The sequence below is a fragment of the Neobacillus mesonae genome (genome assembly GCF_023715155.1).
In the GTDB taxonomy this organism is placed as follows: Bacteria; Bacillota; Bacilli; order Bacillales; family Cytobacillaceae; genus Neobacillus; species Neobacillus mesonae_A.
Genome location: NZ_JAMBNQ010000034.1, coordinates 29,619 through 55,594, shown reverse-complemented (window position 1 = coordinate 55,594; position 25,976 = coordinate 29,619). Strand labels below are relative to the sequence as shown.

27 protein-coding genes are annotated in these 25,976 nt (G+C 40.6%); 5 read left to right on the top strand and 22 right to left on the bottom strand.

Annotated features, from left to right (window positions below; all coding sequences use genetic code 11):
* The coding region (locus tag M3183_RS20955) for an IS3 family transposase (protein WP_251472664.1) at positions 1 to 236 on the top strand (236 nt) is incomplete at its 5' end.
* A 63-nt stretch (positions 237 to 299) separates the two neighbouring features.
* Here M3183_RS20955 and M3183_RS20950 read toward each other — a convergent pair.
* The 7 genes from M3183_RS20950 to M3183_RS20920 form a co-directional block, all read right to left on the bottom strand.
* Entirely contained in the window at positions 300 to 731 is a 432-nt protein-coding gene (locus tag M3183_RS20950; protein ID WP_251472662.1) for a hypothetical protein, read from the bottom strand.
* A 249-nt stretch (positions 732 to 980) separates the two neighbouring features.
* The gene (gene mnhG, locus M3183_RS20945) at positions 981 to 1,340 is read right to left on the bottom strand and encodes a monovalent cation/H(+) antiporter subunit G (RefSeq protein ID WP_251472660.1); all 360 of its coding nucleotides are present in this window, start codon (positions 1,338 to 1,340) and stop codon (positions 981 to 983) included.
* Positions 1,318 to 1,602 carry a Na(+)/H(+) antiporter subunit F1 gene (locus tag M3183_RS20940; protein ID WP_251472659.1) on the bottom strand — a complete coding sequence of 95 codons (285 nt, stop codon included), beginning with the start codon at positions 1,600 to 1,602 and terminating at the stop codon, positions 1,318 to 1,320. The genes mnhG and M3183_RS20940 overlap by 23 nt, the downstream gene beginning before the upstream one ends.
* Positions 1,602 to 2,078: a Na+/H+ antiporter subunit E gene (locus tag M3183_RS20935; protein ID WP_251472658.1), complete on the bottom strand. Its 477-nt coding sequence runs from the start codon at positions 2,076 to 2,078 to the stop codon at positions 1,602 to 1,604. Before M3183_RS20935 ends, M3183_RS20940 begins: the two co-directional genes overlap by 1 nt.
* A 3-nt stretch (positions 2,079 to 2,081) precedes the next feature.
* A complete protein-coding gene (locus tag M3183_RS20930; RefSeq protein ID WP_251472657.1) occupies positions 2,082 to 3,566 on the bottom strand; it encodes a Na+/H+ antiporter subunit D in 1,485 nt (494 codons plus the stop codon).
* Positions 3,559 to 3,897, bottom strand: coding sequence for a Na(+)/H(+) antiporter subunit C (locus M3183_RS20925; protein ID WP_251472656.1), 339 nt, complete (start codon positions 3,895 to 3,897; stop codon positions 3,559 to 3,561). Before M3183_RS20925 ends, M3183_RS20930 begins: the two co-directional genes overlap by 8 nt.
* On the bottom strand, positions 3,897 to 6,734 hold the full coding sequence (locus tag M3183_RS20920; protein WP_251472655.1) for a Na+/H+ antiporter subunit A: 2,838 nt from the start codon (positions 6,732 to 6,734) through the stop codon (positions 3,897 to 3,899). The genes M3183_RS20925 and M3183_RS20920 overlap by 1 nt, the downstream gene beginning before the upstream one ends.
* Positions 6,735 to 7,108: 374 nt before the next feature.
* Here M3183_RS20920 and M3183_RS20915 point away from each other — a divergent pair, with 374 nt between their 5' ends.
* On the top strand, positions 7,109 to 7,789 hold the full coding sequence (locus tag M3183_RS20915) for a universal stress protein (protein WP_251472654.1): 681 nt from the start codon (positions 7,109 to 7,111) through the stop codon (positions 7,787 to 7,789).
* Positions 7,790 to 7,833: 44 nt separating this feature from the next.
* Here M3183_RS20915 and M3183_RS20910 read toward each other — a convergent pair whose 3' ends face one another.
* Positions 7,834 to 8,397, bottom strand: coding sequence for a tyrosine-type recombinase/integrase (locus tag M3183_RS20910; protein WP_251472653.1), 564 nt, complete (start codon positions 8,395 to 8,397; stop codon positions 7,834 to 7,836).
* A 183-nt stretch (positions 8,398 to 8,580) separates the two neighbouring features.
* Here M3183_RS20910 and M3183_RS27195 point away from each other — a divergent pair, with 183 nt between their 5' ends.
* Positions 8,581 to 8,715 carry a hypothetical protein gene (locus M3183_RS27195; protein ID WP_285880626.1) on the top strand — a complete coding sequence of 45 codons (135 nt, stop codon included), beginning with the start codon at positions 8,581 to 8,583 and terminating at the stop codon, positions 8,713 to 8,715.
* Between the two features lie 224 nt (positions 8,716 to 8,939).
* Here M3183_RS27195 and M3183_RS20905 read toward each other — a convergent pair whose 3' ends face one another.
* The 6 genes from M3183_RS20905 to M3183_RS20880 form a co-directional block, all read right to left on the bottom strand.
* Positions 8,940 to 9,626: a FadR/GntR family transcriptional regulator gene (locus tag M3183_RS20905; RefSeq protein ID WP_251472651.1), complete on the bottom strand. Its 687-nt coding sequence runs from the start codon at positions 9,624 to 9,626 to the stop codon at positions 8,940 to 8,942.
* Positions 9,627 to 9,662: 36 nt separating this feature from the next.
* Positions 9,663 to 11,273 (bottom strand): thiamine pyrophosphate-binding protein, encoded by a 1,611-nt coding sequence (locus tag M3183_RS20900; protein ID WP_251472650.1) that lies wholly within the window; start codon positions 11,271 to 11,273, stop codon positions 9,663 to 9,665.
* A 152-nt stretch (positions 11,274 to 11,425) separates the two neighbouring features.
* Positions 11,426 to 12,367: an NAD(P)-dependent oxidoreductase gene (locus M3183_RS20895; RefSeq protein WP_251472665.1), complete on the bottom strand. Its 942-nt coding sequence runs from the start codon at positions 12,365 to 12,367 to the stop codon at positions 11,426 to 11,428.
* A gap of 129 nt (positions 12,368 to 12,496) precedes the next feature.
* The gene (locus M3183_RS20890) at positions 12,497 to 13,516 is read right to left on the bottom strand and encodes an Ldh family oxidoreductase (protein ID WP_251472649.1); all 1,020 of its coding nucleotides are present in this window, start codon (positions 13,514 to 13,516) and stop codon (positions 12,497 to 12,499) included.
* 319 nt (positions 13,517 to 13,835) lie between these two features.
* Complete coding sequence (locus tag M3183_RS20885) at positions 13,836 to 15,800, bottom strand: TRAP transporter permease (RefSeq protein WP_251472648.1); 1,965 nt, start codon at positions 15,798 to 15,800, stop codon at positions 13,836 to 13,838.
* Between the two features lie 72 nt (positions 15,801 to 15,872).
* Positions 15,873 to 16,910, bottom strand: coding sequence for a TAXI family TRAP transporter solute-binding subunit (locus M3183_RS20880; RefSeq protein WP_251472647.1), 1,038 nt, complete (start codon positions 16,908 to 16,910; stop codon positions 15,873 to 15,875).
* A gap of 386 nt (positions 16,911 to 17,296) precedes the next feature.
* On the opposite strand from M3183_RS20880, the gene M3183_RS20875 reads away from it, so the two are divergent.
* Together M3183_RS20875 and M3183_RS20870 are read left to right on the top strand one after the other, a co-directional pair.
* Entirely contained in the window at positions 17,297 to 17,914 is a 618-nt protein-coding gene (locus M3183_RS20875) for a LysE/ArgO family amino acid transporter (protein ID WP_251472646.1), read from the top strand.
* Positions 17,915 to 17,982: 68 nt separating this feature from the next.
* On the top strand, positions 17,983 to 18,219 hold the full coding sequence (locus M3183_RS20870) for a hypothetical protein (RefSeq protein WP_251472645.1): 237 nt from the start codon (positions 17,983 to 17,985) through the stop codon (positions 18,217 to 18,219).
* Between the two features lie 42 nt (positions 18,220 to 18,261).
* Here the strand turns inward: M3183_RS20870 and M3183_RS20865 are convergent, their stop codons facing one another.
* From M3183_RS20865 to M3183_RS20830, 8 genes are all read right to left on the bottom strand, one after another.
* Entirely contained in the window at positions 18,262 to 19,533 is a 1,272-nt protein-coding gene (locus M3183_RS20865) for an FtsW/RodA/SpoVE family cell cycle protein (RefSeq protein WP_251472643.1), read from the bottom strand.
* A gap of 5 nt (positions 19,534 to 19,538) precedes the next feature.
* Positions 19,539 to 19,946, bottom strand: coding sequence for a PadR family transcriptional regulator (locus M3183_RS20860; protein WP_251472641.1), 408 nt, complete (start codon positions 19,944 to 19,946; stop codon positions 19,539 to 19,541).
* Positions 19,947 to 19,949: 3 nt separating this feature from the next.
* The gene (locus tag M3183_RS20855; RefSeq protein ID WP_251472639.1) at positions 19,950 to 20,483 is read right to left on the bottom strand and encodes a sigma-70 family RNA polymerase sigma factor; all 534 of its coding nucleotides are present in this window, start codon (positions 20,481 to 20,483) and stop codon (positions 19,950 to 19,952) included.
* Positions 20,484 to 20,616: 133 nt separating this feature from the next.
* On the bottom strand, positions 20,617 to 22,041 hold the full coding sequence (locus M3183_RS20850) for a sensor histidine kinase (protein WP_251472637.1): 1,425 nt from the start codon (positions 22,039 to 22,041) through the stop codon (positions 20,617 to 20,619).
* A complete protein-coding gene (locus M3183_RS20845) occupies positions 22,011 to 22,685 on the bottom strand; it encodes a response regulator transcription factor (RefSeq protein ID WP_251472636.1) in 675 nt (224 codons plus the stop codon). The genes M3183_RS20850 and M3183_RS20845 overlap by 31 nt, the downstream gene beginning before the upstream one ends.
* Positions 22,678 to 23,649 carry a YncE family protein gene (locus tag M3183_RS20840; RefSeq protein WP_251472635.1) on the bottom strand — a complete coding sequence of 324 codons (972 nt, stop codon included), beginning with the start codon at positions 23,647 to 23,649 and terminating at the stop codon, positions 22,678 to 22,680. Before M3183_RS20840 ends, M3183_RS20845 begins: the two co-directional genes overlap by 8 nt.
* A 54-nt stretch (positions 23,650 to 23,703) precedes the next feature.
* On the bottom strand, positions 23,704 to 24,486 hold the full coding sequence (locus tag M3183_RS20835) for a FixH family protein (protein WP_251472634.1): 783 nt from the start codon (positions 24,484 to 24,486) through the stop codon (positions 23,704 to 23,706).
* Between the two features lie 304 nt (positions 24,487 to 24,790).
* A complete protein-coding gene (locus tag M3183_RS20830; protein ID WP_251472632.1) occupies positions 24,791 to 25,849 on the bottom strand; it encodes an acyl-CoA dehydrogenase family protein in 1,059 nt (352 codons plus the stop codon).
* Positions 25,850 to 25,976: the final 127 nt, after the last annotated feature.

Here is a 25,976-nt window from a genome sequence, read left to right as displayed (position 1 = left end):
ATGTATTTCAAAGTATGTCACGAAAAGCAAATTGTCTTGATAATGCGGCAATGGAAAGTTTCTTCCACCTTTTGAAATGTGAAAAAATCTATCACCATGATTACAAATCCTTTGAGGATGTCGCTCAGGCTGCAGCAGATTGGATAAGTTACTATAACAATTATCGAATAAAAGAAAAAAACGGTGGTAAAAGCCCTGTACAATACAGGCTTCTAACCACCGGGCAATCAGCATAATATTTTTTGTCCAACTTTATGGGGTCAGATCACAAGGGGGGATTTCATTATAATGTGTTTTTATCATTTGTGTTCTTTTGCTGCAGACTCTTCTTTTTTTCGCTCATTTAACGTATCTTGTATGATTTCCATATGAAATGCGGCCCATGCTTTTTCGCGAAAGTGAAGAATGACACTGATAATTAGAATAAAAATATAAATGAATCCGAAGCTTACCCAGAGTACGCTCCCAAGCAGGTCCGTGATTTGCTCCGAAAACATGAGCAGAAGCCACGGAACTGATGTTAGAAAAATCGGGATAAAACCAGATCCGTTTTTCTCTTTTACCATTCGATAATAAATAAGTCTTAATGTGTCACTGTCTATAGATTGATAAAGGGCCATGATCTCTTCTATCTCCGCAAACTCTCTCATTTCACTGACTGACTCATTTTTATGGACAGTCTTTTGCAGCTGCAGATAAATCTTATGGGCATCCCCTCGGTATGAAAGCATATGTCAAAGGGCTCCTTTTGAAAAATTTCCTTTGGGTGTTAATATTGATATAATTTGCCAATTCGGTGCTGTATATGCATACAGAAAAAGAGCCTGGAGAAACTCAGGCTCTTTTTCCTTGTTTGGCAGCTGGAGATATTCTATGGACCCTTTGAATTGGAATCTTCTTTTTCAGAGGGCTGATAGACACTTTCTATCTTACCTTTAAATCCATTTTCCCCATTCAGAGGTATGATAGAGCAGTTTTTTCTACCGCCCATCAACCTCCAAATACTCCTTCAAATCATCACGCACACTTTCCTTCGCAAGCACGACACCGCTGCGGTAGGCTGCACGGTTCAGCAAATGGGCAACTACTGGTGAAGTTAGAAAAACAAAGAATATCCCAAGCAGCAGGCGGATACTGAAATAACCATCCTTTAGCAGGAAGTATAAAAATGTTCCCAAAAGGATGCATAGAACACCAAGGTTGGCACTTTTCGAAACGGCATGGGCACGTGTATACACATCAGGAAAGCGAATCAACCCTGCAGCACTTAAAAAGCTAAACACCACGCCAATAAATACAAAGACGCCGGCAACCCATTCAACGAACCCGTTTCCGTTCAATAACCACACCCCTTTCCAACAATCTTGCAAATGCAATCGTTCCCACAAACGTGAGAACCCCAATTAGTAAGATTACATCGAAAAAGGCGTAAGTTCTTAAAAATATTGATAAAATGGCAATACCGGCAAGCAGATTTACGCCGATATTATCCAATGCCATCACTCGATCAGGCATTGACGGACCAGCTATAACCCGATAAACGGCAGCCAAAATTGATAATAGCAGGAAAAATAAACAACCGGACAAAAATACTTGAAACATCAACAGGTCACCTTCCTTATCGCATGCTCGAACTTGATTTTTGAATCACGAACTGCTTCCCTCGAGTCCGGCAAATTTAATGCATGAACATAAAAATACTTTTTATCAGGCGTCACTTCCATTACCACCGAACCCGGGGTTAGCGTAAGGAGCAAAGCCAACAGGGTCACTTCAAAATCGGACTCAAGTTCTGTTTCCAGCTTAAAAATACCAGGGGTAATCTGGAGTTTTGGCCGAATTACATGTCCAATCACATAAAAGCTGGAAACAACCGACTCACGCAAAAACACTCCCAATAAATAAACTGCAGCAAAAAACTTATTTAAATAGAACGAGGAGGGAAAAAAGCGCCGCAAGCCAAATACAATAAATATCCCAACCAAATAACCGCTGAAAAAAGATAAAATCCCCCACTTATCCTGTAAAAACATCCACAAAAAAGCGATAAATAAATTAATTAACACTTGAAGTGCCATCCATCAATCCCCCAAACCCAAAACGGCTTCAATATACAAAGACGGAGCCAGCAATGTTTCTGCTGCTAGACGGATATATGGCAGAATGACTTCAGCTCCAATTCCAAGCAGCACCGATAGTACCGTTAATCCAGAAATCGGAAACATGAGCCCTTTTATTGAACCTTTTTCCATCCCCTTGCTCATAGTTGTTTCCCCCCAAAAAACATTCATGAAGACCTTCATCAGTGAATATAACACCATTAAACTAGAAGCGAGTCCAACAGCCCCAAGCCAGTAATATTCTGACTGAAAGGCACCTTTTGTGATAAAAATTTTCCCTAAAAAACCACTTAACGGCGGAATTCCCGCAAGTGCAAGAGCAGCGGTAAAAAACAGCCAGCCAAGATAGGGATGATTCCGAATCAGTCCGCTCATTTCATTCAATTTACTTGTTCCCGTAAGCCGGATTATTGCTCCCCCTAAAAGGAAAATCAGTGCCTTCACCAGAATGTCATGAACAAGATAGAAAACAGAGCCTGTCATTCCGTCAACTGTAAAAGAAGCAAGCCCCGCGATCACAAACCCAGCCCCAACAATCACATTATATGTGAGGATTTTCTTCATATCGGAAAAGGCAGCTGCACCACACGCCCCCAATACCATCGTTACAGCCCCAAGCACACCGATTAGCTGATGGGTAATTTGCGGCTCATGATAAAAAATGAGGGTAAACATCCGAAAAATCGTATAAATTCCTACCTTGGTTAACAAAGCGGCAAATACCGCAGCTACCACTGCCGGCGGTGCACTGTAGGATTCGGGGAGCCAAAAGAATAGGAACAATGCTGCTTTAATACTAAATACAAGTAAAAATAGAAGCGCAACAGTCGTCATCAATCCGTCCTGTCCGATTTCGGCAACCACCACAGAAAGGTGGGCTAAGTTCAAAGTTCCGGTCAAGGCATACAAATAGGCAACTGCCACTAAAAATAGCGAAGACGAGACCACATTCACTAAAATATATTTTAATGATTCACGCAGCTGTACACGTGTTCCCCCAAGTGAAATCAACACATATGAGGCAATCAGCATCACCTCAAAACAGACAAATAAATGAAATAAATCACCTGTTAAAAACGAACCGTTGACACCAGCGATGAGAAACAAAAATAAAGGATAGAAATAGTGTTCCTCACGCTCGCGTCCAATGGTACGAAAGGCATACAGAAAGCACAACAATGCAACAACACTGGTACATAAAAGGAGAAGAGCGGCAAACATATCTGCAGCAAAGCTAATCCCGTATGGAGCCTTCCATCCCCCCGCCTGCAAAGTTTGAATCCCCGAAGAATCAATTTGGAAGATTAATAGAAGTGAAACCAACAGGAGTGAAAATAGAGCTAAAATGCCTGCCCATCGATGAAAACCAATATTCTTACGAAAAATGACCATCAGAAGTCCCGCAATGATCGGGATGATAACAGGTAAGATGACTAGATTATTCATTATCCACCTCCCGAAGCTGCTCCACATCCACCGTCCCTAACGCTTTATATGCACGATAACTTAACACAAGAAACAGTGCGGTAACAGCAAAATTTATGACAATAGAAGTTAAAATCAACGCCTGCGGCAGGGAATCAGTGAAGGCAGCAAAGCTTTCACCTAATAGCGGCGGTCCTCCGTTCTTTAAGCCGCCCATCGTTAAAATCAACAGATGGACGCCATGTGTGATAATCGAGGTGCCCAAAATAATCCGCAGCAAATTTTTCGATAAAATTAAATACGTTCCAATGGTAAAAAACAAACCTACCAGTAGTGACATGAGTGTTTCCATTATGATTCGTCCTCACTTATCGTTAGAATAATTGTCATCGCAGTCCCAGCCACGGCTAAGGCAACCCCTAAATCGAAAAACAAGGCAGTTGCCAATTCAGTGTCGCCAAAAATAGGCAGTTCCACATGACCAAAAGTCTGGCTCAAAAAGGGTACTTGAAACAGAAAAGAACTGACCCCTGTCATCACTGCAATAAGAACCCCAGCTGCCGCAAGCTTTTTAAAATCTATTGGAACATTTTCACGTATTGTTTCATGATCAAAGGTAAGATATAAAAGAATCAAGCCAGCTGCACAGCTTAATCCGCCAACAAATCCTCCTCCCGGGTTGTGGTGCCCCCCGAAAAAAAGGTAAATCGAAAAGGTAAAAATAATGATACTCGCAGCCTTTGTCACTGTCTTTAAAATCACATCGTTGGACTTTTCTCTGACCTCAGCTTTTCTTGCTGTATTCTGGCCCTTTTCACCTAATTGAACGAGTGTAAACACCCCTAGGCCGGCGATACATAGCACAAGAATTTCCAGCATTGTATCAAGACCGCGAAAATCAACAAGGATGGCATTTACCATATTTTTGGCCCCGGCAAGAGTATAGGAATCTTCAAAAAAACTAGAAATCGTCTCAGTAAAACGATGGTTGTTTGCTGATATAGCCATTATGGTAAAAACTGTTCCGACACCAAGCGAAATAAGAAGATTCGTTAGCTGAAAGCTGATTCGGCTTTTTTCCCTGCACCATTTTGGCAAATGATAGAAACATAGCAAATACAGCACCGTTGTAACGGTCTCCACAACCAGCTGAGTCAATGCGAGATCAGGTGCCCGGAATACCACAAATAATAAAGACACTAGGAATCCAAGTGCACCAAGTGCGATGATTGCTGTCAGCCTTGATGTTGCCAGCAGTACAGTTAACACCGTCATAAGCATTCCGGCAACAATTCCGATTTCATACCCATTGACCGGTGCATTTTTTGAAAAATGAATACTGGCTCCGTTCAGCAGCCAGATGGCAGCGCCAAGGACAAGGATAAAAGTGAAGAAAATATATACCAGGTAATCATGAACAAATCCCGTCATATACCTTTTTGTAATCTTTCGAGATATACCTTCCATTCCTTGAATGAACAACTGATAAAAATGATTAAGAGTTAATCCTTTAGGATATAGCTGGTAAACCGGCTGCCATTTTTTCAGGCTCCGATACAGAAGTACCCCTATGCCAATTACGCCGAGCGTCATAAAAACTTCGGTATTCCATCCATGCCAAGGGCTGATTTTTATAGTAAGTCCTGTTTGACCCGGTATAATCGCAGCTAGTGCAGGTTTAAGAAAATAATCAGCAACGGCATTCGGGAAAAAGAATATTCCTATCACAAGCAGCGCCAGCACCATAGGCGGCAGCAGCATCCCGATGGGTGCTTCATGCACTTGTTGCTTCAATTTTTCCGGATTCGCTTTGCCGGTGAAAGTCTTAAACACAAGAATCATGCAGTAAATAAAGGTAAACACACTCGCTGCCCATGCCGCAATGGGGATAAGCACAGCAAGTACCTTTGCCCCAAATACCGGCTGTTCAATGAGAGTTAATACGCTTGTAAAAAACATCTCCTTGCTTAAAAAGCCGTTAAATGGCGGCAGTCCTGCCATTGAAAAACTACCGATGACAGCTATCGTAAAAGACACAGGCATTAAAGCTGCGAGTCCTCCCAAACGTCGAAGATCGCGCGTTCCCGCTTCATGGTCGATGATTCCTACCACCATAAACAAGCTGCCCTTAAAAGTAGAATGATTGATTAAGTGAAAAAGGGCTGCCACTACTGCAAAAGCATAGACTGACGATTCATTCTCTGTCTCGAAATAGAGGGCAGCCGATCCAATCCCCAGAAGACTCATAATCAATCCCAACTGACTAACGGTTGAGAAAGCGAGCAGCGCTTTTAAATCTTTTTGCTGAACAGCATTGATGGAACCATAAAGAAGCGTGATGATCCCTGCTCCAGTAACCAGCCAGAACCATACAGCACTTCCGCCAAACACAGGTGTAAATCGGGCAGCTAAATAGATTCCTGCCTTTACCATTGTAGCGGAATGCAAATAAGCGCTAATGGGTGTCGGCGCCTCCATCGCATCCGGAAGCCAGATGCTAAATGGAAACTGCGCCGATTTCGTAAAGACTCCTAATAACAGAAGGATCATGGCCGGAAGGAATAGTTTGTGTGCCGCTATTTCCGCTGACATGCTCACCATTTCACGAATGCTGTAAGTATCTGCCGCAATACTGAGCAAAATCAAACCTGCAAGCATTGCTAGTCCGCCGGCAATCGTAATCAGCATCGCCTTTAGCGCACCATTGCGGGAATTTTTACGCTGGTACCAATAGGCAATTAATAAAAAGGATGAAATACTCGTCAGTTCCCAAAATACATATAAAACAAAAATATTATCGGAAAATACAAGCCCCAGCATCGCGCCCATGAATAGGAGCAGGTATACATAGAAATTGTGTAACGCCTCTTTTTCCTTGGACAAATAAAAAATGGAATAGAGAATAACCAGTGCACCAATTCCGGTAATAAGAAGAGCAAAAATAAACGCTAAACCATCCAAATATGCCGTAAAATTAATCCCCAGCGACGGCATCCACTTCATTTCTAAAAGAATAGTCTCCCCTTTTGCTATTACCGGGATCTCAGGCAGTAAATAAAGAAAGATGCCAAGCGGTACTGCAAGCACAAACCAGCCAGTGTGAATCCGCGGAGTGCATATTTTATGGATCATGGGGACAAAGAGAGCAAAAATAAACGGAATGAATATCATGAAATGGAGTAAGGACATCCAGTTTCCTCCTTTCTATGGCAAAAAATCTAATTTTTGAATGCATTGATATTAAATATCTGCGGGTTTACGCTGGATATCTGCGAGCTGCACGCATTTATCTGCGATTCTGACCTGGATATCTGCGGATTGCCTGCATTTATCTGCGAGTTTCATTACGCAATCACAGGGTTCAACAATTATCTGCAATTTCTGTAAGATATCTGCAATTTTTCAAGTATATCTGCAGTTTTCCCCATATATCTGAAATTTTAAAAAATGCTCACAGTTCCGGCTGAAAATTCAATTATTTCGGTTGACGGTTCTACCTGCATCGGCTATAGTCATGGATAACGAGTTACCCTTCTTAGCATCTTATTTTAGAGGTGAATAAATTGAAAAAGGTAAAAGGACGTATGGATGAAGGCATCCTCGTCTGCGTTTATTACGGACCAAATGGTGAACGGCTGATTCAGCGTGGCTGCAAGCTTTCACATATGCTTGACTGCCCTCTCTACATCCTGACAGTTGATCCAGCCCCTTTTGATGAACTAGATGCAGAAAAATCGGATTACATCACAAGGTGGAAACAATTGGCGGAACAGCATCATGCTGCGGCCTATATTTTAAAAGATCATGAAAAGCGGCCTGTCGTGGATGTCATTGCAGAAGTTGCACGAGCGAACCATATTACGCAAATCATCCTCGGTCAGACAGCCCAAAGCCGCTGGGAACAGCTGACAAAGGGGTCTATTATTAATGCATTATTACGCGAAATTCCGTTTGTGGACCTGCATATCATTTCTGTATCCCGTTCCTTAAGAGATCACGAAGGACAATTTGAAAAAGGAGTCCGTGCTTATCTTTTAAAGGAAGGAAATCAGTATCGGCTAAGCTTCGACCATAACGAAAATGTTATGTATGAAGGAATTTTTTTTAAAGAACAAGGGACAGATTTCAATAACGGTTTTTTTAAGTTTATGAAGGGGAAAGAAACACTTCAAGTTCCTGTTGTTCGTGACGTGGTGAAGGAGTTAATCCATGTGCGGATGACAGAACCTTTAAATTATGAATGAAATGAAAAGCTCTTCCATCCTTAAGATGGAGGAGTTTTTCAGTTTTAAAGATTCACATCCACTTTTATATATGGCTCCTCATCCTTGTCGATTCCGATATACCGTAATGTTTCGGCATGTGTATGGTGATTGTAAATGTCCATTAAAATCGAAATCGCAATTCCCTTTCTGTATGCGTGATAGCCAAATGTTTTTCTTAATGTATGCATGCCGATTTTTTCCGTAATTCCCACCTCTTTTGCTGCTCCATTGATAATCCGGTAGGCCTGCTGGCGGGTAATTGGGAGGTTATTCTTTTTGGATTTAAACAGAAAATCTTCTCCGTGAAAAACCCCTCCTGCTAAATATTGTTCCAAAGCATTTTTAACCTGCTGATTCAGATAATGAACTTTTGGAGAATCATCTTTTTCAGCAGAAAGGGTTAGAAATTCCCTTACCTCTTCCCCATCCCAAATATCTGATACCTTCAGTGATAGCAAATCATGTACCCGGATTCCCGTATTTATGCCAAAAACAAACAGCAAATAATCCCTGAGCGACTGCCTTTGTAACTTCTCCTTTATTGCATTAATTTGACTGATTTCCTTTATGGGACTGACACATTCCACAAAAATTCCTCCTGCAATGTTACTTAATATAAGGTTATCAAAAATTTTGTAACATTACAAACATAAAACATGCTATTTTCAAAAAATTTTAAAAGCAGAATATTTTTTTCAAAAAATCAAACGATAATGTTGGCTGTACAAATTGAGCAGCTGGTATTCAAAATATAATAAGAAGGTGAAACGATGACGAATCGAAACGACAACCGCAGCCAGCCTCATACTGGAGGCAGCAAAGCCGATACAGAATTTGGTTCTGAGACTGGATTAGGTAAAAAGGCGCGGAAAAAAGCGGCACGAGACCCCAAAAATAATCAATAATGAGAAGCTGCTCCAAAAGGCTTTTAAGATCGACTTGTGGGACACCCTCTTCTTTGTTTTTGCACGCTGAGGAGAGCTCAACTGACTAAAGTCATAATAAAAAAAACTCCCGGCTATTTATAAGCGGGAGTTAATATTTTACATGCCCAGTGTCTGCAGATATTCTGTTTTTGGCTTTACTTTTGAATCCGTTTCGGCCTCTTCTTACATAAAATCCTATAAGTCTAGAAAAATAAACTAAACTTCTTCTCTGCATTCTTTAAATGAATGGCACACTGAACCCTGGCCAATTCAGGTTCTTCCATTTCAATAGCGTCTAAAATATTCAAATGTTCCTGATAAACTGCTTTTTGACGCTGTTTTAATTCCAAATTTGGTTTATGGGCAATTTTTAATGCTTTTTCATATAATGAAGTTAGACTTGCCCAAACGCTAATCATGATTGGATTCTGGGCAGCCAAAATAATCGCCTTATGAAAGGCGATGTCTGCCTCCAAAATTTTTGTATACTCGTTCTCATTTTCCATTTCTATTAGCTCTCGACGAATTCTTTCCAACTGCTCAGGCGTCCGTCTAAGTGCAGCAAAATAGGCGGCATTGGGTTCTAGTATTTTCCTCATTTCAAATAAATATTCAATTGATTCTGTAACATCGTTTTCGATCTGAATGTAATGAAATAGAGATAAGTTGGCCCCTTCTTCCACATAACTGCCGTCCCCTTGGCGGGAGCTAATAATTCCTGCAGCTCGGAGTACGCTAAGTGCCTCGCGAATCGGCAGCCTGCTTACTCCAAAAAGGGAGGCAAGTTCCATCTCTGTTGGAAGTTTTGTTCCTGGAGGGAACCTTCCCAATTCAATCATACTAAGCAATTCGCGAGAAATAGTTTGTGAGAGTTTCTCTTTTTCGGACATCTTTTCCTCCAGAATTATGAATGAAATACAATAACCTTACATTTGATTATGGTATTCACTAGGATTAATTCTAGCTTCAATTAAAGTGAATTGTTTACTCTGTTGTGAGATTTTAACCGCCTCACGTAACTCCTTAACATTTTCTACAACGACACCTATACCGCCATAAGCTTTTGCCAATTGATCATAGGCAGGAGCATTAAATTCGACACCCGTACTTTCATAACCCATTCGCTCTTGCTTTAAACGAATTAAACTTAACAAATTATCCCGAAAAACAACCAGTGTAACGGGAAGTTGATATTGATTTAAAAGGGCCAGCTCTCCCGTAATCATATCCAATCCAGCATCCCCCATGAAAGCAACGACTTTTCGGTCAGGATGTGTAAGCTGAGCACCAATGGCTGCCGGCAGGGCATACGCCATTGTCCCTAACCCATTAGATTGCAAAAGTTCTTTTGGATGATAACATTCCCATACGTGATTTAACATGATTCGATGGCTGCCTGTATCCACAATAGCAATAGCATCCTCAGGTAAGAGTTTCCTAGTTTCAGATACCACATTAAAAGGGCTAAGTCCGGCTACCTCTTTCGGCTGCACACTTTCTTTAATAGCATCCTTGCAGGCAAACAGTTCTTCGTCTGACCATTTACTTTGCACCGTTTGCTGTGCTTCATTTAATTTCGTAAAGAACCTTCCAATTTCGCCAACATACTCCATATCCACTGGAATCAATTGATATTGATTAGGAATGATATCGACATTAATTGTTTTGGTCTCCCAAGATAAATTCCAATCGCTCCGTAATTCTACAGGATCAAATCCTACCGTCAAAATTAGATCAGCTTGTTCCCGTAATAATTGAAAATGCTGTTTATCCACTACCGGGCTAAGCCCCGTCCCCCCGAAACTAATGGCAGCATATTCGGGAATGACTCCCTTTGCTTTATACGTGGTAATTACCGGTATCCGCCAATTCTCACAAAATTCCCTTATGCTTGATGCATCTTCCTTTCGAATGTTTACCCCCGCAAGAACGATCGGCTTTTTTGCCTCTGCAAGACAATTCATAAATGCTTCCACCGTTTCCCTGGCTGGGTCAACTGGAAATGACACCTTCCGCTGCATGGAAACATATTTCTGCTCAAGCCCGGCAATGTTTGTAGGCACATTGATATGTACAGGGCCAGGCACTCCTGATTTGGAAATTTCAATAGCCTTCCAGATTGCCTGACTTGCTGAACCATTTGCCAATGTTGTTGACCACTTGGTAATCGGTTTAAGAATGTCTTGCTGTTCAAGGATCTGATGCGTGTAAGCTCCAGTTAAATTAGTGCTTACCTCTCCTGTGATTACAATCATGGCTGAACGGTCCAAAAAGGCATTGGCTACCGGTGTTACTGTATTTGTTAGGCCCGGCCCCAGTGTGGAAATAAGCACGCCTGGTTTGCCCGTTAATTGATAATAGGCATCCGCCATGAACCCGGCTCCCATCTCATGTTTTGATAATATAAATTGAATACCAACCTTTCGGAATGCCTCTATGATTTCAAGTACTTCCCCGCCAGGAATGCCAAATGCGTAATCAATGCCCACTTCTTTTAATGATTTAGCCAAAATCATGGCTGTTTTTTCCATAGCCATTCTCTCTCATCCCTTCATCTCGTTTATTAGATAAATCTATTTATTTGTTTTAAAACCTTTACACCAATGCTTAGCTGTCCAACATTTTAAAAATGATTAAATTCATCTACAACCACTAGTTCTACTAATCTAAGATTATTTAAACTATTTCTTCAAACTACAGTAGTTTGTTGATAAAAAGAATGAATTTTTTTTGCAATGATCATCCCAGCTCTCTCTTGAGCTTCTACAGTCCAGGCCCCAATGTGTGGAGTGATATAAGTATTTGGATAATGAACATATGCTGGCGCAACTAGTTTCTCACCCGGTCTTGGTTCATTACAAACAACATCGGCAAGATAACGTAAATCACTTCTTGTACCTGCAAGTAATTCATTTAATGCATTTTCGTTGATAATTTCACCACGACTCAAATTAGCCACAATTGCATTTTTAGGAAGGCTCTCTAAGAGTTCCCTTCCGATAAACCCTTCCGTTTCTGTTGTCAGGGGAACATGTAAGGTGACAATATCACTCCTTTTAAACAGGTCATGTAAGCTGATATTGACGATTTCGTTATTTTCCTTGATATACGGGTCAGAAGTCAGAATTTGCATACCAAATGCTTTGCCTAACGTTACGATTTGCCTCCCGATCTGGCCCAACCCACAAATTCCGATCGTCTTCCCAAATAATTCGTGACCAAGGAATTCATATTTATTCCATCCATATGACTTTACATGTGTGATCGCTTCAGCAATGTTTCGATTTACTTGAAAGAGAAGTGCAAATAATAGCTCTGCTACGGACTGGGCATTTGCTCCTTGGGCAGAAAATACCTTTATACCACGAGAATGGCAAGCATCCAAATCAATATGATTGGTACCCGCCGTCGGGCTTGCTACTACTTTCAGCTGATTTGAATTGTATACAATATCACGATCGATGGGTGTGGATATTCGTGCAATAATTACATCAAAACCTGAAGATATCTTCAATAACTCATCTCTATCAATTCCTGGGTGATATACAACGTGAAATCCGCACTTCTCAAGATAATCCTGACAAGATTGCGGATAGTTATCCGCTATTAAAATCGACCACATATTCATCATTTCCTTCAAAAATAATTTCCTTTCAACAAATATGGCTAATAGTCTTCACTTAATGATTTAGCCAATCATGGCTGTTTTTAATAGCTTTTGTCCCACTCAGCCCTTGGACTTGTTTATAAGATAAAAACTTTACATCAATGCTTGAATTACCCTGAACGTATCGGAGGAAAGCGGAATCCCATACTGTCTTCTGTCATTCGCTGTATTTGCCTCTATTTCACCCGGATAATAGATTTCATTGGTTCCAGGTGCCTTTTGTGCAGATTTAATGCTGGAAATTAGTTGATCCATTAAGTGAAAATAGGTATTCATTGGCATAAATTGTTCAATTTGAATAGCCCCAAAAAAATGCCCAACATTTTGATGACGATCGAATTGATCCACTAACTGCCCCACATTGGTAGTAAAATCGGCTTGCGATAATATGGCTGAAAAAATTTCAACTATTATTGCCAAGGCGTATCCTTTTACACCCGAAGCTGGGAGCAAAATCCCCTCATAACCTTCCCCTGCTTTCCTAGCAGGATATCCCTCATTATTCAAGGCCCATCCTTCCGGAATAGGTGTATCAGCTGGCAAATTTCGCAATTTTGTACGGGCTACCGCACTTGTAGCAAAGTCGACGGATAAGAATGGCTTGTTTTTTAAGGGAAAAACAAAGGCAATTGGATTGGTACCAAAAATTGCCTCCTTCCCACCAAAAGGAGCCACACTTGAAGGCGCATTGGTCATTGCTATCCCAATGAAATTTTGACTTGCTGCAATTGCAGGATAATAACTAGTTAAACCAAAGTGCCCGGAGTTCCGGACAACAGTCATCCCCATGCCATGATTTACCGCTTTTTCAATTGCCGCTCGCATCGCATAATTTCCGTTCACTTGCCCTAATCCATTTCTGCCATCAATTACAGCGCTTGTTTCCGTTTCCTTCACAACCTGCGGGAGCTCATTTGGCTGGATTGCTTTTTCTCTGATTCTTTTTACATATACGGGTAGATATCCCACGCCATGGGAATCAATTCCTCGAATGTTAGCCTCAATCATCACATCTGCTGTAATCTGGGAATTGCTTTCATTGACACCAGCCTTCATTAAAACGTTCATACACATATGATGTAAATCTGAAACAGGTAACAGGATCTCTTCCATTTTTATTCCCCCCTTCTGAAGAATCCGAAAGTTAGTTGTATAACAAATTCCAACTAAAAAAACACGATTTCTGATATGTTCAATTATAAAAGTAATTTATTATTTAGAGGAGTCAGAACTATTATTAGGTCTATAATAAATTGAAAACAATAGGCTAATTGTGGAATAAAATTTGTATAACAAACATGGCTTACTTTTCTAATTTATAAAGTCCTTTATTAAATCACCCCACATTATTAGAGAGCATTTCACTCTAGATTTGGTTTAGTTGGATGATCTTTTTTGATGTACATACTTATCGTTCGCAGAGTGCTTTCTGCTAACTCTCCACGGCTGGAATATCGCCTCCTTCGTTTAATAACGTTTTCATTCTGCGTTTTTGATTCATATAGGCGACCAAACCTAGAATCACCCCAATAAAATCCGTTACTAGACCAGGGGTAATCAAAGTTATAGCACCTGCAAACAAAAGTATTCTTTCGATCTTGGTACATGGGATTTTGAAATATCCAATGACGGCGCATCCTAATAGGATAACTCCAACAATAGCAGCGATGATACCTATAATTCCATTGATCAGTGTACCTCGTACAATCAATAAGCTCGGTTCGTAAGCAAACATAAACGGAATAATAAAACCGGCTAAAGCTAACCTTACGGAAGTCCACCCTACTTTAAACGGGGAAGCATTTGCTAAACCAGCAGCTGCATATGCAGCAATAGCGACCGGCGGGGTTAACGTTGACAACGTAGCAAAATAGAAAACAAACAGATGTGCTGCCAATTCATTAATGCCTAGCTCAATTAGAGCAGGTACCGCAATAACGGAAGCCATAATATATGCTGCTGTCGTGGGAAGGCCCATTCCCAAAATAATACAAGCAATCATGGTGAAAAGAAGAGTCAAAAGTAAATGGCCGCCTGTTAGATCAATAATTGAACTAGTAAAGATAACCCCAGCACTTGTTAAGGATACTGAACCGATAATAAACCCTACCACCGCACAGGCTACTGCCACGCTTAATGCCGTTTTTCCTCCAAGCTCCATGGCCTCCAACAGCTGCTTTCCGTTCAAACGCGTAGTTTTACGTATCATCCCAACTAAAACAGTAGAAATAATACCAAAGAAAGCTGCATAAATGGGGGAATTTCCGTTAATGAGAATCCCTGTTACAATGACCAACGGCAGGACCATGTGACCTCTTGCCTTAATGACATCGGTAAATCGAGGGATATCCTCCTTTGCTAATCCTTTTAAATTTAATCTTCGAGCTTCCCGATCGACCATAACCCACGCAGCTAGATAATAGAGAAATGCTGGAATAATAGCTGCAATCATGACTGTTGAATAAGGTATCCCCGTTAGCTCTGCCAAAACAAAGGCAGCAGCACCCATTACCGGAGGCATGATTTGTCCTCCTGAGGAGGCAACCGTTTCTACTGCCCCGGCAAATGTTGGAGTATACCCAATCCTCTTCATCATTGGAATCGTAAAGGCTCCTGTGGTTACCACATTAGCCACTGCCGCCCCGTTAATCGTTCCCATGATACAACTTCCAACCATAGCTACTTTAGCGGGTCCTCCTGGTGTCGTCCCCGCTGCCGAAATGGAAGCATCCGTAATCAACTTCCCCATCCCGGTCTTGGTCATAAATGAGCCGAATAGAACAAACAAGAAGATATACGTAGCGGAAACACCTAGAGCAATACCAAAGATTCCTTCAGTACTTAAATACATCTGCTCAATAATCCGACTATAAGAATAATCAATATGGGCAAAATCCCCTGGAATCCACTCACCAAACATGGCATAAAGAATGAACAGGATCGCCATGATTGGCAGCGTATTTCCCAAAGTTCTTCGCGCAGCTTCTAATACGAGCAGGATTGTAATCGTCCCCATTATGATATCCGTTTGATTGGACATCCCTGCCCTCATGGCTATATCATCATTAAAGACGATCAAGTAGCCAATTCCCACAACAGATAAAAGGGTTAAGGCGATATCCATCAGGGTTGGCTTATCCCTTCTAAACTTCTTGCTAAGTGGATAAATGAGAAAAACAAGCATTAACACTATTCCGAGATGGATTGCCCTCTGCTTGATTGCTAATAGTTGTCCAAACCCTGCCGTGTATAAATGGAACAAGGATAACCCCACAGCAAGGAAGAACACTAAATACCGCCAGAAACCCTCCCGAAATTCCCGGAAATTAGACTCATTGTCATACTTTTTCAGGATCTCTTCTTGTTTTTCGCTTGAAATCTCCTTTTCGATAGTCAATAAAGTCAACCTCCTCACTTGTGGGGATGGCAAATTCTTGCCACCCCCCTTTGTTGTTTTCGTTCTTGAAAATTACGGTAGCAGCTTATCAGGAATTTGAACCCCTTTTTCTTTAAAGTATTTAACAGCACCAGGATGAAGTGGAACAGTAATACCATTTATACCTTCCTCTGGCTTCATATTTCCTGCACCTTTAAAACTCTTTTCTAATTGATCTGTATTCTTATACATGGTGTCAAGCATTTGGTAGACAACATCATCAGATAGGTCTGCAGCACCGATCAACATATTGGACACAGCAACGGTTTCTACTGGTTGAGTTTGATTTTTAAATGTATTGGCCGGTATGGTAACTGGGAAATACGAAGGATACTTTTTAATCAGCATATCCCTTACTTCGCCAGTAATCGGCAAAATTTTTGCATCTGTTGATGTAAGCATTTCTACGACACTGGAATGAGGGATCCCACCGGCAATAAAGGTTACGTCTACTTGATTATTAGAAAACATCTCAGAGGCTTCTGCATTCCCAACATATTGTGCTTTTGCATCCCCTTTGTCTTTATAGTCAATATCAAGAACAGATAATATTTCCCTTGCATTGCCTTCCGTGCCGCTGCCGACAGGTCCTGGGGCAATACGTTTTCCTTTGATATCTGCTAAGGAATTGATTCCCGAATCAGTACGAACCACAAAGTAACAGACATTCGGGTATAAATAAGTCAGTGCTCGAAATCCTTGTTCCGGTTTACCAGCAAATACCCCTCGCCCCTCCCAAGCATCCAAGGCTAATCCATTTTGGGCAAAGGCAACCTGCGCCTCTTTTTTGGCTAGTAATTTAATATTTTGTGGAGTTCCTGCTGTTGCTTGTGCTGAAGCTTTTACATTGCTAATTTTCTTATTCCATAATTCCGCAATGGAATTACCCAACGCATAATAAACCCCTGCCGTAGTCGCTGTAGCAATGTTAACAAAAACTTTTTTATTCGAGGAATTTTCCTGTTTTCCAGTAGATGAAGATTTTGAAGATGTGCCGCCACAGGCAGTTAAAAGAACGGAAAATACCAACATGATGCATAATAAGGATAAAATCCCCTTTGGAATTCTCACAATAAAACCCCTTTCATATTAATCATCATAAAACCCCAAATTTCCCCTTCTCAGCCTGTAATATAAAACTTCTTTCCTTTGTATCCACCCCCACCCCAATTTGTATAACAAATGTTAAAGAAAAACACTATTCCCCCCGATTTGCTTAAGATTAAAACCGATTTATGTAAGGCTGGTTGTTAGCGTTTTCATAACACAATGAAATATATGAAAATAGGCATATTTGTATTACATATTTCTAACGATTTGTGAGGAAAAATGTACGTACTTCAACCTATTCCCTAAAGTTTTTTACAGTAGACGGATCCCCTTCAACTAGCTATTATTGGAATTGTCATCTGTGAAATTTATTTAAGAAGGAATTTTAAATATTGGAGGAGAATGATTTGCTAGCAGCCATCATCCATGGTTTGATATTAGCTTTTGGGCTCATTTTGCCGCTGGGCGCCCAAAACGTGTTTGTCTTTAATCAAGGTGCTTCCCAGCCAAAACTAGCCAAGGCTATTCCAGTGATTCTTACTGCTTCGCTTTGTGATACTATCCTTATTTTATCGGCAGTCTTGGGCGTGTCCGTCATCGTTTTTACCATTCCAGTCCTGCAAAGGGTTATTTTTTCAATCGGGATTTTATTTCTCCTCTATATGGGCTGGTCGATTTGGAAAAGTGAACCCGCTAATTTTAGCCAAAAAGAAGCAGCGATGTCCATGAAGAAACAGATTATGTTCGCCCTGTCTCTTTCGCTGCTCAATCCCCATGCTATTCTTGATACAGTTGGGGTAATTGGAACGAGTTCTCTCCAATATCATGGTGTCGAAAAGGCAGCATTTGCTGTGTCATGTATCGTCGTTTCCTGGATTTGGTTTTTTAGTCTTTCTGTCTCTGGGAAACTCATCGGTAATTTCGATTCGGAAGGCAAGCTTCTTAAAATCATCAATAAACTATCAGCTGTCATTATCTGGAGTGTAACGATATATCTTATCATCCAGCTGACCCAATCGTTTTAGAATGGATGAATGGACCTAACCAGATTGGTAAAAGCTACAATTGAATCTTGAGGCTGGAGGAATACATAATGTCAGATTTCTTAGACCCGATTGAATATGAAACAGGCACTGCCATCCGAACTTTTACTATCATTAGCACTAGTGTAAATGAAGAGGGATATGAAGTCCTATTGGATATTGACTTAGACAGTGGTTATGACTTGGAAAACGTCAAAATGAAAATTGCTTTTGAGGATTTAGAAGCCTACGAAACAAAGGATATCAATGAGGCTGTTAAATATGCATTGGGATTTTTCGAGGAATAGATTTGCTAAAAAATAAGAGGATGCCCTCAAAGCATCCCCTTATTATATTCGCCGGGAAACAAATAAATCCTTTCTGCGGTAAACGCTTAACACAACTCCCATTAATACCGCATTAAAGACAGTAGGCATCAGCCCATAGCTGATAAAGGGCAGGGAAATTGAAATGATTGGCAATAACCCGAGTGCTACAAAGATGTGAGTGGCAAATTGAATTACATACAGGGCAAGGGCACCAGATAGAAGAATTTTCCCATAGGAATCTTTTATTTTTGAAGAAACCATAACGATTCTCACAGCTAATAAGCTAAGAATGACAATTAGTCCGACAGCAAACAACCAGCCATAATAGTAAGTAAAACTAACAAAAACAAAATTCGTATGAGCCTCAGGGATAAACTCCTTTCCTCCTTGATTTCCGAACCATCCTGCTTTAGCCAGCATCTCTTTCATGTGAAGATAAAAATATCCTGCTCCATTTGGATATTTTTCTGGGTGTAAAAAAGCCAGCAGTCTTTGGAGCTGATAGATTTTTGCAAAACGCCAAATAAGTAAACCGGTTATTACAAGGATTCCGGATGCTGACGCCCAGATTGCCATAATCGCTTTTCTGCTAAATTTACTCCACCAAAGCATCACCAATACCATCGCAGTATAGATATAGGCATTTGTAAGACCTGGCATCGAAAAAATTAAGCCCAGTGGAATCACAAACAAAATGGAAAACTGCCAAATCCGAAGCTTTTCATTATTAAAAAATGCTGCCCAGCCAAGGAAAAAGAATGGTAAAGCCATGGAGCTTTCAATCGTTACTACAGAAGGTATTCTTATAATAGGGACACCATTTACCATTGTAGAAGCAAAGAACCTTAACACGACTAAAAGGCAGATTCCCATCACATAAAATAACCAGCCCCATTTCTTCCATTTTCGATAATCCAACAGCATAATTCCTATGGCAGCCGTGCCTCCTAGAAGAACTATCACCATTTTATTAATTGAAAAATATCCTTCATCCATGTAACCCAGGGAAAACAATGGCAGGAATCCGAGGGAAAAAGTTGTTACCAGCAACAAGATGAGCAGCCAGTCCACCTTTGGCCGATGCAGTTTATTAAGCTGCTGTCCTAACTTAGACGGGCTCCCCATCTGTTCAACCGCTTTTTCTTCAGCCTCTTTATCCGTTAGACCTTTCTCCACTAAACGCTGTTTAGCTTCCTTTACATGATAGCTTAATTCATCTGCCACATATTTTCTTGCCTCATTTGACTTGATATGACTGGTGACTTCATCTAAAAAAAGCTGTTTTTTATTCATTCTAGTCACCCCTCAAGTACCCCTTTTAAAACTATTTCTCTTTTACTTTTATTATTTTCTGCTTTACGCAGCAGCTTTTTACCCCTGTCAGTCAGCTGATAAGTTTTCGTTTCTTCTTTCTTCCAAAAGGTTTGCAAATAGCCGGATTGTTCTAATCGGTGTAAGAATGCGTATAAAAATCCTTCATTGTCATCAAATGTTTGAATTCCACGCCCCCGAAGCAGCCCCATTAATTCATATCCTGTTTTTTCATGTACCAGCAGCTGCATGATTGCCAGCAGAATATTTTCTCTAGGCTCATTCTGCCTATTTATTTTTTCATGAATTTTTTTGCGATTCTGTTGAGAAAAGGTTAAGTCCGAAAAGGTCGATTGATCCATTATCTTTCTTAAATTCTTTAAACGGTCCTCCATACATTATCCCTCCAATCTTTCTTTTAGAAGCTCTTTTGCACGTCTAAGCCTCGTTTTTACGGTGTTATTATTGACATCAGTCAACTGGGCAATTTCCTTGATTGGATAATCCTCGTAATAATGCAGATAAATCACTTCCCGATATTTTATTGGGAGGCTCATAATGGCCGAAATTAATTGATCATCAGCTTCCTTTTGAATGACGGCCTCTTCGACCGTTTCCTTATTCGTCACACTAAGTTCAGGCTCTTCCTCTGAAGGCACCACATTTTTGTTATACCAGCTTTTTAAATAATCCTTGCAGTGGTTAATCGCAATCCGCCACAGCCATGTTCGAAACTTTGACTTGCCGTTATATGTATGTAAATTTTTGTAACACTTAACAAAGATATCCTGGGTCAGATCTTCCGCAATGGCTTTATTATTCACATAAGAAAAAGTAAGTTGAAGGATTTCCTGGCCGAAACGATTCATGATATCATCTATTAATTCCTCTTTTTCGTCAGCCGCCAGTGCTTCCATTGTCAGTTCTTCCAAGTCTGTTCCCCCTTCCTAATTCTTAGACGAGGAACCTGCCCCAGAGGTTTTCGTCTTCCAGAAATTTTCTTACTTAGTAACCGGTACCAAAATAAAAGGCAGTGAAGCATTGATTCTTCCTGCCATTTATCCGCTATTCATCATACAAAGGAAGCTTCACTGCTATGATAGTTCCGTCCCCTTCCTCCGATTTAATGGTCAACTCTCCGTGATGTTTTCTCACAATCTGATTCACAATTGCAAGCCCGAGCCCGGTTCCGCCTTCCTTGCGCGATCTTGCTTTGTCAACCCGGTAAAACCTGTCCACGACTTTCGGCAGGTCTTCTTTGGAAATACCAGGCCCGGCATCATGGATGGCCAAGACAGCATAGGAGTCTTCCTTCCGTAATGTAATATCGATCGATTTTTCGTTTGGTGTGTACCGAATCCCATTATCCAAAAGATTGCTCACTACCTGCTCCAGCCGGTCAGAATCTCCGTTCACAATAATGTCCTCATCCAAATGTTGCTTCAATTTAATCCCTTTTTGACCGGCAGTTAATGCAAACCGCTCAACCACATCCGAGATCAGCTGGGCAAACGGCAATGGCTCATCTCTCATCGGATATGAGTCATCCTCCAATTGTGCCAAATCCAGCAAATCGTGGACGAGCCGCTGCATCCGCCCGGTTTCATTATGAATAATCGAAACATATTTTCGTACTGCCTTTTCGTCCCCAGCCACTCCATCCAATATAGCCTCCGTGTAGCCCTTCATATAACTAAGAGGTGTCCGCAGTTCATGAGACACATTTTGCAGAAATTCCCTGCGTTTGTGGTCGACCGCCTCTAAAGATGAAGCTAACGTATTAAAGGATGAAGCTAGGTTGCCGACTTCATCGGTTTGACGAACCTCAATTCTTTTTGAAAAATCACCTTGAGACATTTTTTGCGAAATAGTTTCCATTTCTTTCAATGGTTTAATCAAGCGATTTGTCATCTTAAGCCCCAGCAGAATAACCACAGCTAATAAGAGCAGCAAAGACACTGTCAGCACAATCCGAATGGACGTAAACGGTTCGTAAATTTCAGCAAGAGGCATATATAAAAATAGAGCACCCGCCAATTGTCCTTTTTTTAACAATGGAATGGTAACTGCCAAAATATCCTGGTGAAATCTTGGATGCTCCCGGATAAAAATCACCTTTTTCCCTGCGAGCAGCTGCTGTCTTTCATCGAATGTGATCAAATTCTTTTCTGCTAATTCATCAAAAGGAATGCCCGCACTTAACACCATTGGATCTTCTGTAAAAATCACCTTGGCATCCGAACTTGCATCTGTCCATTGCACCCGCTTTTTAAATTCTTCCTTATTCAGAGCCTGATGGTAGAACTTTTGCAGTTTCACCCCTTGCATGACCAATGTTTCCTTTTGCTTTTCAACATAAAATTTTTCATATAGGTAGTAAGTTAATCCCGTTCCAAAAACAATCGCAATCACTGCAACAATGGTAATGGTTGTCCAAATTTTCTGCTTCAGTCCAAAGTTTATTCTTCGAATTTGTACCCCACTCCCCAAACCGTCTTGATGAAATGGCCAGCCGGCCCGAGTTTAATTCTCAGCGTTTTTATATGAGTATCAACGGTCCGCAATGTCCCGGTGCTCTCCATTCCCCATACCCGATCCAGCAGCTGATCCCTGGAAAAGACCTGGCCCTCATGATGGAAAAAGAATTCCAAAAGGCTGAATTCTTTTCTCGTTAAATTCAACCTTTTTCCATGTACCTCTGCTGAGTGCCCCTCAAGGTCAATGATAATTCCTCCCCGTTCCATTACATGCTGACTTGGCCGAAAATCATTTGCTCTCCTCAAGCATGCTTCCACCCGGGCCATTAATTCCTTAGGGCTGAAGGGTTTTACAATATAATCATCGGCCCCGATTTTTAATCCATGGATTCGGTCCAACTCTTCACTCTTGGCTGTCAGCATGATAATCGGCACTTTTGAGAATACGCGAATTTGTTGGCATACGGTGAAGCCGTCAAGTTTTGGCATCATGATATCTAAAATAACCAAATCAAACTTTCCTTGGTTCCACTTTGTTAAAACATCTTCCCCATCTTCCGCCGTCACTGTTTCATATCCTTCCTTTTCCAAATAGGATTGGATCAGCATCAGCATATGCTCTTCATCATCTGCAACCAGAACCTTATATTTACTCATTTTCCTCACCTAAAATCATCATATGCGGCCCATTTTCCAGCCGAATTTGTTTTGTTATCGTAAAGTCATCACGAGCAATAATTGATAGTGAATCTCCATCCAAACTCGTCACATAAATCCTCTTCTTATCTCCAATAATATCATATGGATTTGCGCCAACCTTCAGCGGCTTACTTACCGTTCTTTTCTTACGATCAATTCTATAAACACTGCTGGAACCATGACAAATGGCATATACATATGGACTTGAGTGATCGCCGTAAAAGCCTACAGGCATTTCTCCTGCTTTTATATGATCCACCTCTTCTCCCGTTTCCGGATCATAAACATAAATATTGTCATTTAACGATCCATATGGTCCATGCCCGCCGGCCCAAATATATTTTCCATCGAAGAAAATCCCCTTTGGCCTCTCTACGATAGGAAATTGAGAAATTTCTTTCTTCGTTTTTATATTGATGATAGAAAGAGAGCCACCTTTTACATTTACCACATATAACAGATTTTTCTTTTCATTAAGAGCCATGGAAGCCGGAAATTCACCGGTTTTCACTTCAGCCTTGACCTTGTCTTTTTGAACATCGTAGAATCCAACGGTATTTTTCGAGCCATTTGAAAAAAAGAGCAGATGGTCCTTTGGGCGATATAAAAGCTCATTGATTCCTTTACCTGTTTGCGATAATTTTGTTAAGGTGCCATCTTTTAATTGGAGACGATAGAGCGAGTCTTCATTTTCTCCTGCTAGAATAATTGTATCTCGGTTTATTTTTTCCATAGAGGTGATGCGAAAGCTTAATTCACCGGCTGTTAATTTACCCTTTTGTAAATCGACAAAGGAAATTTCCGGCTTTTTTAAATTGGAGACAATTAAGGTGTCCTTCATAGATGGAGGGACTGATAGTTTTTCTGCCTGACAGCCGGATAAAAGCAATAAGATTAATAAAATTGAGCCGAGTTTTTTCATTTAATCCCCTCTTCTATGGAAATACGCCTGATTTAGGAAATCAGGCGTAAATGTTTAGTGGACCGTTATAGTATGGACCTCATGTGTATGAACTTCTTCCTTTTCCACATGAACTTTAACCGAATATTCCCCTGAACTTGAAAAATCAGTTTCAGCTTCATATTCTCCTGTTTTACTTTCTTTTGTCTCTATAAATTGATGTTTTTTTTCATTGCCCTTCCAAACTTCAAATCTTACCCTGGCACCGCCAAAAGGAGCATTATCTTTTTGTAAATGAACGGATAAGGTCGTTTTTTCCTTAGCTTTTATTTGGTCATCTGCCGTAAAGTGCATGGAAACACCTGCTGCATCGTGATGATCATCGTGTCCGGATGCTTGGCTGTCGTCATGATGGTCAGAGCTTTTGGCTTGGGTATCGTCCGCTTTGACATCCCCAACAGTAAATTCCTTTTGCGGCATATTGTGCATGTCTCTTGCCGTTACATGAGAAATCACAAAGTACTTTCCTGCTTCAGAAAAGCTTTTTTTAATGGAATATACCCCATCACCCTTTTTTTCTCCTGGAATTTTATCGTGTTTTTCTTGGCCGTCCTTCCAAATTTCAAAGGTTACTTCATCAGCATCATCGACCTTTTCATCAGCTTGTGTAACCGTTGCACTTATTGTTGCCTCTTTATTTGGCTCCGGATTTTCAGGGTTGATTTTTAGAGCAACTTCAATCATTGCAGGCGGCTCTTGATTCTGACTTCCAGTGTCCTTTTCCTTTGCAGTCCCGCAGCCCGCAGCGATGATCATGATGGATGCTATAACCAGCATTAGTAAAGATTTATATTTCATGTTTTTCCACCCTTATCTTTTTTGTAATATCTTCTTCTTTTAGAAAATTGATTTCTAACTATGAGTATAGAATAAAATTGTGAAATCCTTGTGAAAAAATATTGTCTTTTATTTTACCTTTTTGAATACTGTTTTCCAAATTTCATCAAGAAAATCCACCGTCTTCTGAAGTCCATCTTTCCCCTTATTAAGAAATGTATGTCAGCATACACCATAACGCGGGAAACACCCCTGAATTTCATCAAAATAAAAAAGCTGCTTTTAGGACTTTACAAGCAGCTCTTTCATTCATCAACTTTAAATTCTAATTATTTTGAAGTACTTTCTCTAAATGTTTGATGGTTGGTGTCAAGTTTGCATAAAAATAGGCTTCCCGCAGTCTCCGTGACGGGGCACTTTCTTTTAAATAGCCGGCACTTCCGTTATGGAGCATAGCTGCCTGAACAGCCTCAAGTGTTAAATAAGCTGAATCAAGCCGGATTCCTGCAATTTCCTTCCAATTAAGTGATTCTTGACTGAATGCAGTCTGCAGCCTTTTCTCAATTTGTTGTACTGAATCTTGCAAGCTGCCTGACTGCGTTTTTAAAAAACGATTACATCCGTTTTGTCTCTGGCACACTTTTTCAATCGAAGTGATGGAAGCCTTCGTGACACCTAATCCCAGCGGAATTTGGTACGATATGAAAGCCGGCCGGACCCGTTCCACAAATGCGCTTGCATTTTCCGATAGCACCCATTCATTTGGAATAAATACTTGATTAAATTGGCAGGCATATGTTGCACTTCCATTTATACCGAGATAGTCTGCCTTCTCCTTCATCTCAAGCCCAACGGTGTTACACGGAATACAACACATGATTTGTTTTTCCTCATTAACACCTGCAATTAGGCCAAACCAATGATTTTCCCCAAGATTGGAAACGGAAGGGAGAACGCCTGAAAGGATATAACCCCCTTCTATCGGTTCAGCACTTAAGTATAGCCGTTCAAGACCCGCAAAACTTTTCATAGGATTCGACAAACCCGTTGCACCAAGAATTTCCCCATTTTCAAGTGAAGGCAATAATTTACGTTTCAATGTTTCGTTCGTGGTATGGCGTACATAGGTCAATGCAGCTAAGTGGCACCAAAGACAAAAAGCGGTGGTCATACATACTTTTGCTGTTTCTTCTACCAACAGCATTTCGTCCATAATAAGCTGTTTTTGTGTCTTATTTACCGATGACATTAATCCGGCTTCACCAAGTTTTTCCAAGTACCCTTCCGCATAAAAGGCCTCACAATCAACTTTTTTGACCAAAGGTTTTAATTCCTTCTCTATGATTCCTCCAAGAGTAGCATTGTTCTCTAATAATTCATTCATGGATGTCATCCCTGCCTTTTTTTATCATTTAAAACCTTTAATTCCTATTAGTTTAGTATGTTTAAGGTTATTTTATTATACTAACTTCAACAAATCAACCCCAACTTTGAATATTTTAAAGTTTCAA